Below are 12,462 nucleotides of genomic sequence, written 5' to 3'. Positions count from 1 at the left end.
AGTTTAAATTTTGCTTTTTTAAGATAAAACAAATTCCGTTTTATTGAAAGAAATTCCAAACCAAACCAAATCGAATAACGAAATCACGATATGGGTTATTTGGAGCTGAATAATAATTGCTTTCTCCAAAAGCCGAGTTAAAATGTTCTGCCTTTAAATATATTCGGGTCTGACGAATTCTTCCGTTCAGGAAAAAATCAAATGTTGGATAACCACCTATTTTCTTACCATCCTGAACAAAAAACTCTCCAATTACGGGATTATAATCATTTCCATAATACTTTGTAAAGTAATTAAAAATAATCCCCGTTTGCATATAAAGTGCTTTTTTAAAGAAATAGGTCGAATAATAGAACGTATTTCTGGTTACAAAATCCGGAACATTCACAATCAAATCAGATTGATCTGCTTTTTGGTATAAAAATGTATTGTCTAAGGCAAAATCGCCAAATTTAAATTCTTTGTTTGCTTTTACAGACAAATAGTTGATTGTATTTCCGTATTGTGCAGGATTTACAATTTGAGTTTTAGCCGCAATTTGCTCGTCAGTCGAAACATCTTCAAAATACAAATGATCATTTAAAACAGTATAACTAGCCTCAGCATTTAGCCAAGGAGTATATATCTTGGCACTAAGTAAATTGATTTTTTCATTCTTAAAATCATTTTCATTTGACCAATTGTACTGTATATAACTACTTTGATAAAGGATATAGTTGTTATTTGGCAGTTTGCTGATGTTTCTATAACGGAAATCAAATTGAATTTTTTCGTTTAAATTATATCTCAGCTTGGCATCTAAATCTGATATAGCTTCTTTTGTAATGGATCTTGAAAATAAAAATCTTCCATTCCATTTGTTTTTCTGGTATTCGTATTGCGCACCAACATTATTAATCTGCTGAAATAAGTTATCCAGAATATCATGATCTGGCAAATCTTTTCTTATGATACGGTTATACTTATAATTTGACCTGTAATCATCAATGAAAAAATTAAATTTTCCCAGTAGCGAATTTTCATAAGCCAATCCTACTTTATTATACAATTTTTCGAAACGGGTCTGGTCCTTAATATTGCTGGTAACATAAGACTCCCCAAATCGCTCCACTAAAGTGCTGCCTACCGTTGATAAAACTGTTGGCTGCTTGTATTCAAAAAATTTATTTTCAAAATTAAATTGATGCGTAACGTATAAATTATTGTTTCCTTCTGTAGGATTCACTCTGAAAGCATGATCAAAAAATAGTCTTTTCCCTTTTAAAAAAGATTCGGCATCTGTCAGATACACTTCCATTTTTTGACGATTTGCAAAGTCCGGATCTCCACTTTCAAAATCTTCCGGCGTTGTGATTCCGCCGTTTTCTTCATTTAAAATATCCTGATAGGTATAGTGCAGATATAAAATATAACGTTTATCCGTCGTATTATAACTTGCACCAATCCTAAAATTCCCAATACTGGTAAGCTGATTAATATATTTCCCTTCTGAACGTAAACCTCTATAAGCTGCAAAAAAGTTAAGATTTTTTGATGTGTTTAAAGTAATAAATGAATCTACATTTTGACCTTTACCCATACTTGTATTAAAAAACAATTCAGTCAATGGTGTTGCGACATGATAATAATTAATCTCGCTGGCATCTAAAAAATTAAAAAGTTTTCCCTGAAAACCGATATCAGGATAAGGAGAAAAATCTGTGAGACTATACTGCAATGTATTGTAGGTTTGTCCGATATTAGAAAAAGGCAAAAGTCCAAAATTGTCTTTTCGCAGATAATTTTGCCTGTAAACACTTTTTAAACTCAACGAAGTATCAACAATCGTCGTATCGTGTTCTAACGTAATAATTTGATATTGCTCAATCTTGGCTATGAGGTCTTTTTTCTTTTTTACAGTATCAGTAATACTTGAATATTGCGAATTAATATCTAAATTCTTTTTAGGAGTCTCCCTCTGAGCAAACAATATAGATGGTACAACTAATAGATATAGAAAAAAAAGTATTCTCATTTGATAACGTTATAGATAATGATTTCGATAAATGCTAAAGCAAAGGTAAATTATAAATATGTATAAAAAAACAAATCATTGTTATTGAGCGTTTTTTTCAATCATCATAATTCAAGCAAAAACCCCCAACCAGATAAGTGATTGAGGGTTTTCAAAAAAAAAATCAAAATATTTATTTTATACTACCAAATTGGATTTTGTTCCAACCCTGGATTTGCAGTTCTTTCAATTTGTGGTATTGGCCAAACAAACTTATAATCGCTATAAGGAAGGGCAGGAACACCATAAGGACCTGTATAAGGAGTACCCAATGTATATAATGCTGCAGCTGGAGCTGCGTTAGCAAGTTTTGCAGGAATTCCGTCAATAGGAGCGATATCATCTCCTTGTAATCTTTTAATATCAGCCCATCTTCTTCCTTCCATTAAAAACTCAATTCTTCTTTCGATAAGAATTGCAGGAACTAATGTTTGAGGGGTATTTAATGTAGCAGCTGTATAAGCCTGAGTTGTAGGATTATCTAAAGCTCTGTTTCTAACTTGATTTAATAATGTTAAAGATGTAGTTAAACTTGCAGGTGTGTTTAAACGAGCCTGAGCTTCAGCCATGTTCAACAATACTTCTGCATATCTGATAACCGGAGCAGCATCTGTTAAGTTTGTAACATCAGAGTATTTGTTAGTATACTTTCTACCAGCTACTGTTACAATCATAACTCCTTCTTCTCTACGTTTATCTGTAGCCAGCCAGTTTGGATTTCTCCAGATAATTGGACTAATATTAACTAAAGCTCTGTTTTTTAAAATACTAGCTAAACCAGCATTTACACCAGGGTTAGCAGTGGAGGAATGTTGAATAGAAAAAATAGACTCTGTATTAGATAAGTTACTCGCAGGAACAAAAACATCCCCTGGCTTGGCAGTTAAAGTAAATTGACCATTCAATTTAATACCTTCAGCAATTACATTTTCCCATTCTCTTTTTTGAAGATAAACTCTTGTTTTAAAAGCGATAGCAGCATTTTTAGATGCTTTTGCAATTGTTTTAGTAGTAATTAAGGCTTCAGCATCTGTCAAATCCGCAAGAACTTTAGTATAACATTCTGCAACCGTATTTCTAGGTTTTATAGTTTCTGCATCAATTTCTGCTTGTGTATTGATACCAATTTCTCTGTAAGGAATTCCTAAATGAGTTGCTCCAGGAGTATCCTGATATGGTCTTGCAAAAAAGTTTAACAATTCAAAATGAGTAATTGCTCTTAAAAATTTAGCTTGTCCAATATAGTCATCACCAACCGCTTTAGTAATGACACCTTTTGCAACAGCATCCGTTGTTCCTTCGATCATAATATTACATCTGTTGATTAATCTATAACCATCAACCCAGTAATAGACGTTATTTGCAGATGTAGGATCATAAGTTTGAGTATAAGTAAGCTGGTAAAAAGTAGCATTATTTACAACATCTTCTCCCATACATTCTCCCTGCTCAACAAAAGCAGCTCCCCAAACATATCCTCTACCACCATTTGTAGTTCCACTGTTATACGTACCAATAGCAGCTGCATTGTATACACCATTCATATAAGTTTCTATATAAGCAGGCGTTGAAAAAGCGATATCATTAGGAACATTATTTACAGGTACAAGGTCTAATATTTTGTCTTCTGTACATGAAGTCATCCCTAAGACAACTACCGAAAGTACAATTGATTTTATTATATTTTTCATATTTTTCATTTTATAAACTTACATTAATACCCACTGATATAACTTTAGAACGAGGAGTACCGTTAATATCTACTCCAGATGTTTCCATCTCAGGGTTAAGACCTTTGTAATCAGAGATCAACCAAATATTTTGTGCTTGAACATAGATTCTAAAGTTATCCATATTTATTTTATCCAATACTAATTTTGGTAAAGAATACCCTAAGCTAATATTATCAAGTGAGATAAAATCACCATCTTCAACAAAACGCGAACTTGCATTTCCAGAAAGATTTGTAAATGTATTAGAACTAGCCCATAATCTTGGAGTCCATCCGTCTCCAGGATTTTCAGCACTTTGCCATCTTCCTAAAATTTCTGTTCCGTTGTTATTAAAGTTTTGGTTCATTAACTCTCTTCTTGTCGAGTTGAAAATTTTATTTCCTCCACTGAATCTAAACATAAAACCAAAATCAAGATTTTTATATTTCATGTTTGAAGTAAAAGATCCATAATAAGTAGGTAATGTATTTCCTAGAATTACTTTATCTGTAGCAGCACTTAATGAAGCTGGTTTAGTTAGAGCAGCCGGATCGCTAGGATCATAAACAAAATAAGTAGATGTAGTTATATTTCCTTGAACTAAACTTCCGTCAGCTTTGTAGTAAACCGGGTTACCATTTGTTTTGTTAACTCCCCAATATTTGAATCCGTACAATGAGTTCATAGACTCACCTTCTCTAAGGATCAAGTTAGGTGCAATATTGGTATCTGTAGAAGTCCCTCCAATAATATCTTGACCAGCAACTAAATCTGTAACAACATTTTTAGATAATGTTAAATTAGTAGATACATCCCATTTGAATTTTTGGTTGTTAATAGCTTTGAAAGCTAAAGCTAATTCATAACCTTGATTGTACAATTTACCAATGTTTTTGTTTGTTGTATTAAACGGAATACCTAATGAAGGAGCTACCGGTACAGCTAAGATCAATTTGTCAATGTTGTTTCTGTAATAATCAAAACCAATTGTTAATCTGTTATTGAATAAGCCTAAATCAGCACCAAAATCAATTTTCTCACTTGATTCCCATTGAAGTAATGGATTTCCAAATTGAAAATATCCAATACCATTATTAGGTCCATAAGGTGATGGAGCTGTTAAATCCATGTATGGATAGTTACCAATTTCAGTATTTCCAACTTTTGAGTAAGATGCCCTTAGTTTAAAATCAGAAAGTGTGTTAGTAATAGACTGCATGAAATCTTCTTTAGAAACTGTCCAGCCTCCAGAAATTCCAGGAAAGTTAGTCCATCTTTGTCCTGAATCTAATTTTGAGATACCGTCTCTTCTAATAGACCCCTGAAGAAAGTATTTCTCTTTATAATTATACGTAAAACGACCTAAGTAAGACATGATTCCGTTTTCAGTAATAGATCCACCAGAATCTTTAGTTACATAGGAATTTGTCACCAGGTTATTGTTGTAGAAATCACTAATAATATCACTTCCTTGTCCCCAAAAGTTTTGGTATTTTTGTTTTTGATATTCAGCTACAGCTGTAATACCTAAATTATGATTTTCAGCAAAAGTCTTTTTGTAGTTAAGAATATTTTGCCAGTTCCATCTTAGATACTCTGTATTATCGTTGTATAAAAGTCCGTTTCTGGAGCGACCGTCACCATGAACTGGGTTCCAGTATTGAAATCCACCTGTGATTGAGTTATCACCACTTACTTGTAATCTATAAGTTAAATCTGATGTAATTTTTGCATTAGCAAAAACATTGATCAATGTTCTGTTTACTTTAGAATAGTATTTATTGTGATCTAAAACATAAACAATGTTTGTAATGTTATCTCCTACAGGATCTGTATTTTCTCCTCTTCCAACCGTATTTGATGATAATGGCAAAGATAAGTTATAACCTGTTGGGTTAGTAGCATCATAAATTGGCACGTTAGGCAATTGTCTGATCGTATTAAAAATATTACCTGAAAGAGAACTTCCTCCCGTATTCAAACCATTGTATTCAGTTCTTGTAATACTTAAATTTGTACCTATACTCAACCATTTGTTGATATCCTGATCAATATTAGCTCTAACAGAAAATCTTTTCATATCATTTGCTAAGTTGATACCATCCTGATCTGTATATCCAAGAGATAAATAATATTTAGTTTTATCAGAACCTCCACTAAAAGAAAGATTATGATTAATTTGAGGAGCATTTCTTAAAACTGCACCTTGCCAGTCAGTATTATAAGTACTTCCGACAGCCCAAGGAGCTTGACCTCTGTTAGTTCTTTTCTCATTTGCAATAACTAAGAAATCAGAAGTTTGTAATAGATCATATTTTTTTGCAGCACTAGCTACAGCAAAATTTGTAGAGTAATTCACTTTTAAAGTACCTTTTGCACCACTTTTTGTCGTAATCAAGATTACCCCATTTGCAGCACGAGAACCATAAATTGCAGTAGCAGCACCATCTTTTAAGATATCAAATGATTCAATATCATCAGGATTAATATCTGCCAATCCGTTTGTACTTGCTACTCCACCAATATCTCCAGAAAGAATTGGCATACCATCTACAACGATTAAAGGATCAGTTCCACTTGACACAGAAGCAATACCTCTAATTCTGATTTTAGGAGCAACACCAATAATACCACTATTGGTTACAACTTGTACACCAGTAGCTCTACCTGCTAATACTCCCTCGAAACTTGGAGTTACAAGATTTTCGATGTCATTTCCAGAAATTTTAGAAATAGAACCTGTTACTTCTTTTCTTTTCTGAACACCATAACCAACAACAACAACTTCTTCCATTAATTGAGCCTCTGACTCTAATTCAATATTTACTGTATTTGAACTTCCAACAGTAACTTGTTTGTTATTCATACCTAAATACGAAAATATTAATACATCTCCTGTTTTGGCTTTTACAGAATAACTTCCGTCAAAATCAGTTGCTGTATTAACTTTTGTTCCTTTCACAAGGACATTAACTCCTGGAATAGCTCCTGTTTTATCAGAGACCTTTCCAGAAACAGTTCTCTCCTGAGCAAAAGAAAACTGCATAGACAACGCTACTAAAAGCGTAAAAATCAATTGTAATTTTAATTTCATTTTTTAATTTATTTTGAATTAGTATGGCGCAAACATCTTAATTATTTCTTAAAAAACCAAAACATTTTAACTTGGTTTTATCATAAATAATTGATTATTTTTCAACAAAAATCATAAAACAAGAAAAATCATCTAATTTTTACGGAAAATTAGTTAAAATTAGACAAAAATTTAAATTTATGTAATTTTAACACTTAACTTAATTTTAACTTTTTTTTAAACAAAAAAACTAGCCTGATAAAAAAAGTATGCAAATCTTAAGAATATCTTTAAATAAACTTACTTTTTTTTATTTTTGATAAATCCAAACTTTTTATTAAAAAAATAAAATAAATTGCCTAAAAAAATGACAATATTTGCAATCAAAATAAAAAAAACAGAAAATGCTTCAGAAAAATTTTTCAGGACATATTTTCGAAACCGGAACAGATGAAGCCGGTCGAGGATGCTTAGCAGGTCCAGTTACTGCGGCAGCGGTAATTTTACCCGCTGAATTTGAGCACTCTTTTTTAAATGACAGTAAACAGTTATCAGAGAAAATCAGAGGATTTTTGAAACCTATTATTGAAGAAAATGCTGTTTGCTTTGCCGTAACGCATTTATATCCCGATGAAATTGACGAAATAAATATACTGAATGCTTCCATGAAAGGCATGCAGGAATGTATTTTGAAATTAAAACAGACTCCTGAATTTATTATTGTTGACGGAAATCGTTCTTTAAATGCAAAACTGGGTTTGAAAAATGCTTTTGGAAAACAATTTTCTTTAGCTGAAATTGAACTGCTAAAATCAATTCCGAACCAAAGTATTATAAAAGGCGACAGCAAATTTTTAAGTATAGCTGCAGCTTCAGTTTTGGCAAAAACCTATCGGGATGAATTCATGAACGAAATACATACAGAATTCCCGATGTATAACTGGAAACAAAACAAAGGATATCCAACCAAAGAACATCGGGAAGCTATAAGAAAATATGGACCAACTAAATACCACCGAATGAGTTTCAGGCTCTTACCGGAACAGCTTTGTTTAGATTTGTAGATTTAAACAAACCCAGCTTCAAATAAATTGGCTAAATGTTTTGTAATTTTGGATTTCACTTCGGATTCATCTACTTTCTCTACACCCAGTTCTACCTGTAATGACGTTACTGCTTTGCCACGTATTCCGCACGGAATAATATTATCAAAATAACCTAAGTCGACATTCACGTTTAAAGCAAATCCGTGCATGGTTACCCAGCGTGATGCCCGTACACCCATGGCGCAAATTTTCCTTGCAAACGGCGTCCCTACTCCTAACCAAACTCCTGTTTCTCCATCACTCCTTCCACATTCTAATCCGTATTCCTTTAAGGTAAGAATAATAGCTTCTTCGAGAAAACGCAGGTATTTATGAATATCTGTAAAGAAATTTTCTAAATCCAGAATTGGATAACCTACAATTTGTCCAGGTCCGTGGTAGGTAATATCACCGCCACGATTAATTTTATAAAAAGTAGCTCCTTTAGCTTCGAGCTGCTTTTCGTTTAATAACAGGTTTTCAAAATCTCCGCTTTTCCCTAAAGTATAAACATGCGGATGTTCTACAAAGAGCAAGTAATTTGGTGTCTCCAGATCCAGTTCTTCTCTTCTGTTTTTGATTTTTAAGTCGACAATATCCTTAAAAAGTTCTTCCTGATATTCCCAGGTTGCTTTATAATCTTTACTGCCTAAATCCTGAAGTTGAATTTTTTTGTTCATTTTAATTATTTTTCAAACTCAACATCAAAGTTAAGTTTGTCAGGATTCTCCATATAATCCGTAAAAGGGTATTGAATTGTAATTGTTTTTCGATCGTCGCTAAACAAAGCATTGGGGTTTGACACCTTTTTAATTCGTTTAGGAAAATGATATTTTATAATGTAATTTGATGAAGCGAAAATCATTTTAGACATAGCTGCTGTTGAATCAGCCGCTTTTTCAGTCAGTTTTTGTTTGTCAATTATTGCTTTACGGGTAAATTTCTTTCCGTCGTATGTATAATTTAGTTTACTTTTATTATCTCCTAAACTTGCAAAAGGATTGGAAGGACTTGCTCCACCTCCCAGTTTTTGAAGAGTACCCATCGATTGCAATACATCCTGTAATTCATTTACGTTTTTAAAATCAGTGGCAATATTCATTAAAAACTGTTTTTGCTCTGCGTTCATTTTTATATTGAAAACAAAATTCTCCAGTTTTTTAATTTCTTTTTGAGCTTCCATGGATAATTTTGAAATACTGTCCTGCTTTTCAGAAATTAATTGTTTGAACGTAAAAGTAGAATCGATAGATTTTTTAGCATCTGCTCCCATTTGGCTTCCCATTTGATCTCCTGCCATTTGCATCAAAGCTGAACCGTCTACGTCTACAGAAAATTTTCCGGCTCCGTTATCATTAACATACATGTTTTCTGTAAATGTGCAGCTTGTAAGTGTTGCTAATAAAAAAGAAAAACTAAGTATTTTATATAATTTTATCATGTTTAATTTTTTATCAAAGATACGAAGTCTATTTTGAAATGTTTAATAGCTTATTTGTTTAATCGTTGAATTGTTTTTCATTCAAAAACAACTTCAAGATTCGTCATTTCTGGATTTTGCAAGCATTCTGAAAGCTGGAATTCCAAGGTTAAAGATTTTTTATCTAAACTGAGAATTGCTTTTTCGTTTGAAACTAATTTTATTTTTTCCGGAAAATGATAACGCAGTATATACGATTGTGTCAATTTTAAAGAAGTATATTTTGAGTCAGCGTTTTTAAATTCTTCTTTTGTTTTTTGAAGTATAACCGGATTTGTAATCGAAACTAAACGTTTAAAAACCTCTCCATCAAACTGATAATCAATTTTATAGTAATGATTCTCTGCCGTTAAAGCGTAATTATACTTTATATCATCTGCATAATTTACAGTTTTGTATAAATCTGGAATTTCTGATATTTTGCCGAAAGTAAACGAAAGAACATTTCGGAATTCCTTTTCGAAAGAACTCTTTTTCAGATGTACTTTTACATTAGAATAACTTTGAAATAACTGCTGTTCTGCAGGTGTATATTTTAAAAATGTTTCATTATATTTTTGAATATATTCTTTAAAAACATAAGCAGTGTCCTGAAATACTTCTTCTTTTGCATATTGATCACCAGCTAATTGCATATAGCCATTTTCATCCCGAAGCTGCACAACTTCAATAGTTCCGCTTCCGTCAGGACTGATATTTATTGTTTCGGTAATTTGACAGCTGGACAATAAAATTAAGAGTAAAAAGGTTTTTATATAGTTCATTTTTTTTTAAAGTCATGAGGTTCTAAGTTGCTAATATACTGAAGTTTTTATTTAATTTCTTACAGAAAAATCAATCCTTTTTTACAAATATTTAGAATAACAAGATCATGCAAACATTCGAATTAAAAAGACTTTTGAAACTAAATTTCTAACATAGCCCCGATAAAAATGGAAATCTTTTTGTGCCGGTGTTCGGCATAAAAAATTGAAATGTATAGCGGGACTGAAAGTGATTGAAATACGATGATTTTCTGCTTCAAAAAATCTAAAACCTTCATTCTAAAATCTACATTCTTTTCTTTATCTTTGCACACTTAAAAAAGAGCACAAAATGGCATTATCAGAACAAGAAATCATCAGAAGAGAAAAACTTCAAAACTTACGCAACTTAGGAATCAATCCTTATCCGGCTAATCTTTTTCCTGTAAATCATACTTCAAAGCAAGTGAAGGAATCATTTGAAGAAGGTAAGAAGGTGATCGTTGCGGGACGTTTGATGAGTGTTCGTGATCAGGGAAAAGCTTGTTTTGCTGAATTGCAGGATAGCGAAGGCCGTTTGCAATTGTACGTAAATCGAGATGTTTTGTGTACTGGTGATGATAAAACTTTATACAACACTGTTTTTAAAAAATTAACCGATTTAGGAGATTTTATTGGTATTGAAGGGGAATTGTTTACGACGAAAGTAGGTGCACAATGTATTCGTGTGGACGGATTTACTTTTTTGAGTAAAACTTTACGTCCGCTTCCTTTGCCAAAAACGGATGAAGATGGAAACGTTCATGATGCGTTTAACGATCCTGAATTGCGTTACAGAATGCGTTACGTGGATTTAACGGTGAACCAACAGGTTAAAGATACTTTTATCAAACGTACAAAGTTGTTTACCGCCATGCGTGGCTATTTTAACGATGCCGGGTATTTGGAAGTTGAAACTCCGGTTTTACAGCCAATTCCGGGTGGTGCTGCGGCGAGACCTTTTATTACGCATCACAATTCGCTTGATATTCCGCTTTACATGCGTATTGCAAACGAATTGTATTTGAAAAGATTAATTGTTGGTGGTTTTGAAGGTGTTTATGAGTTCTCTAAAAACTTTAGAAATGAAGGAATGGACAGAACGCATAATCCTGAATTTACCGCAATGGAAATATATGTAGCGTACAAAGACTACAACTGGATGATGGAATTTGCTGAAGGATTGCTTGAGCATTGTGCGATTGCCGTAAACGGAACCAGCGAAGTGACTTTTGGTGAGCACACCATCAACTTTAAAGCACCTTACGCTCGTGTTACAATGACCGATTCTATCAAACATTTTACTGGTTTTGATATCTCCGGAAAAAGCGAAGACGAATTGTTTGAAGCTGCCAGAGGAATGGGAATTGACGTTGATAAAACGATGGGTAAAGGAAAATTGATTGATGAGATTTTTGGCGCTAAATGCGAAGGAAATTATATTCAGCCAACTTTTATTACTGATTATCCGAAAGAAATGTCGCCTTTGTGTAAAGAGCACAGGGATAATCCTGAACTTACGGAGCGTTTTGAATTGATGGTTTGCGGTAAAGAAATTGCAAATGCGTATTCTGAATTAAATGACCCAATTGATCAGCGTGAGCGTTTTGAAGACCAGATGCGTCTGGCTGAAAAAGGTGACGATGAAGCAAACGGTGTAATCGACGAAGATTTCTTAAGAGCGTTAGAATACGGAATGCCGCCAACATCAGGAATGGGAATTGGTATGGATCGTTTGATTATGTATTTAACAAACAATGCATCTATTCAGGAAGTATTATTGTTCCCGCAAATGCGTCCGGAGAAAAAACAAGCGTCAATAGAACTTTCTGATGAAGAGAAATTTATTGTAGATTTATTGAAAGGAAATGAAAATAAAATGGATCTTCAGCAATTAAAAATTACTGCTAATTTAAGTGGTAAAAAATGGGATTCGTCTATGAAAAATTTATCTAAACATGGTTTGACTAAAGTGGCTGTTGAAGGTGAGTTTAAATTTGTGGAATTGGTGGGATAGTTTTTTTTGAAATTCCAATTTTAGAAAATTCTAAATTCAAAAATAGATTTTATAATATTCAAACCCGACAGGTTTTTACAACTTGTCGGGTTTTTGTTTAAATTCACATAACTTTATCATCCAAAATATATTATTATGAGCACTTTAGAGTTAAAATTAGAAATATTTGACAAGTTAAAAATATCGAAGATGTTTATCTGCTTGAAAAAATAAAGATTTTATTAAAAACTGCCGATTCTTTCGAATTATATCAATTTGAA

The 12,462-nt window shown here is 32.7% G+C and carries 8 protein-coding genes; 2 read left to right on the top strand and 6 right to left on the bottom strand.

Translation table 11 applies throughout. The annotated features are described in order from the left end of the window. Positions 1–40 precede the first annotated feature (40 nt). The 3 genes from ACEN2I_RS04110 to ACEN2I_RS04100 form a co-directional block, all read right to left on the bottom strand. Complete coding sequence (locus ACEN2I_RS04110; RefSeq protein WP_441764844.1) at positions 41–2,014, bottom strand: putative porin; 1,974 nt, start codon at positions 2,012–2,014, stop codon at positions 41–43. A 182-nt stretch (positions 2,015–2,196) separates the two neighbouring features. Further along, positions 2,197–3,744 carry a RagB/SusD family nutrient uptake outer membrane protein gene (locus tag ACEN2I_RS04105; protein WP_441764843.1) on the bottom strand — a complete coding sequence of 516 codons (1,548 nt, stop codon included), beginning with the start codon at positions 3,742–3,744 and terminating at the stop codon, positions 2,197–2,199. A 10-nt stretch (positions 3,745–3,754) separates the two neighbouring features. Beyond that, positions 3,755–6,859 carry a SusC/RagA family TonB-linked outer membrane protein gene (locus ACEN2I_RS04100; protein WP_441764842.1) on the bottom strand — a complete coding sequence of 1,035 codons (3,105 nt, stop codon included), beginning with the start codon at positions 6,857–6,859 and terminating at the stop codon, positions 3,755–3,757. Between the two features lie 383 nt (positions 6,860–7,242). On the opposite strand from ACEN2I_RS04100, the gene ACEN2I_RS04095 reads away from it, so the two are divergent. Next, positions 7,243–7,902, top strand: a complete 660-nt coding sequence (locus ACEN2I_RS04095; protein WP_441764841.1) for a ribonuclease HII — start codon at positions 7,243–7,245, stop codon at positions 7,900–7,902. A 2-nt stretch (positions 7,903–7,904) separates the two neighbouring features. On the opposite strand, the gene lipB is transcribed toward ACEN2I_RS04095, so the two are convergent. The 3 genes from lipB to ACEN2I_RS04080 all read right to left on the bottom strand — a co-directional run bounded on the left by lipB (position 7,905) and on the right by ACEN2I_RS04080 (position 10,167). Continuing rightward, a complete protein-coding gene (gene lipB, locus ACEN2I_RS04090; protein ID WP_441764840.1) occupies positions 7,905–8,603 on the bottom strand; it encodes a lipoyl(octanoyl) transferase LipB in 699 nt (232 codons plus the stop codon). 5 nt (positions 8,604–8,608) lie between these two features. Then, positions 8,609–9,364: a hypothetical protein gene (locus tag ACEN2I_RS04085; protein ID WP_441764839.1), complete on the bottom strand. Its 756-nt coding sequence runs from the start codon at positions 9,362–9,364 to the stop codon at positions 8,609–8,611. Between the two features lie 77 nt (positions 9,365–9,441). Further along, on the bottom strand, positions 9,442–10,167 hold the full coding sequence (locus ACEN2I_RS04080) for a hypothetical protein (protein WP_441764838.1): 726 nt from the start codon (positions 10,165–10,167) through the stop codon (positions 9,442–9,444). Between the two features lie 331 nt (positions 10,168–10,498). Between ACEN2I_RS04080 and lysS the strand changes: the two genes are divergently transcribed. After that, a complete protein-coding gene (gene lysS / locus ACEN2I_RS04075) occupies positions 10,499–12,202 on the top strand; it encodes a lysine--tRNA ligase (protein WP_441764837.1) in 1,704 nt (567 codons plus the stop codon). Positions 12,203–12,462: the final 260 nt, after the last annotated feature.

It is taken from the genome of Flavobacterium sp. W22_SRS_FK3 (assembly GCF_052113665.1).
Lineage (GTDB): Bacteria > Bacteroidota > Bacteroidia > Flavobacteriales > Flavobacteriaceae > Flavobacterium.
The sequence above is the reverse complement of the archived record's forward strand: the minus strand, read 5'-3'. Positions and strand labels throughout refer to the sequence as shown.

What these genes read in the sequence shown, in the direction of transcription:
- ACEN2I_RS04110 (WP_441764844.1), bottom strand. Translation starts at nt 2,014, where the DNA reads ATGAGAATACTTTTTTTTCTATATCTATTAGTTGTACCATCTATATTG.
- ACEN2I_RS04085 (WP_441764839.1), bottom strand. Translation starts at nt 9,364, where the DNA reads ATGATAAAATTATATAAAATACTTAGTTTTTCTTTTTTATTAGCAACA.
- lipB (WP_441764840.1), bottom strand. Translation starts at nt 8,603, where the DNA reads ATGAACAAAAAAATTCAACTTCAGGATTTAGGCAGTAAAGATTATAAA.
- ACEN2I_RS04105 (WP_441764843.1), bottom strand. Translation starts at nt 3,744, where the DNA reads ATGAAAAATATAATAAAATCAATTGTACTTTCGGTAGTTGTCTTAGGG.
- lysS (WP_441764837.1), top strand. Translation starts at nt 10,499, where the DNA reads ATGGCATTATCAGAACAAGAAATCATCAGAAGAGAAAAACTTCAAAAC.
- ACEN2I_RS04080 (WP_441764838.1), bottom strand. Translation starts at nt 10,167, where the DNA reads ATGAACTATATAAAAACCTTTTTACTCTTAATTTTATTGTCCAGCTGT.
- ACEN2I_RS04100 (WP_441764842.1), bottom strand. Translation starts at nt 6,859, where the DNA reads ATGAAATTAAAATTACAATTGATTTTTACGCTTTTAGTAGCGTTGTCT.
- ACEN2I_RS04095 (WP_441764841.1), top strand. Translation starts at nt 7,243, where the DNA reads ATGCTTCAGAAAAATTTTTCAGGACATATTTTCGAAACCGGAACAGAT.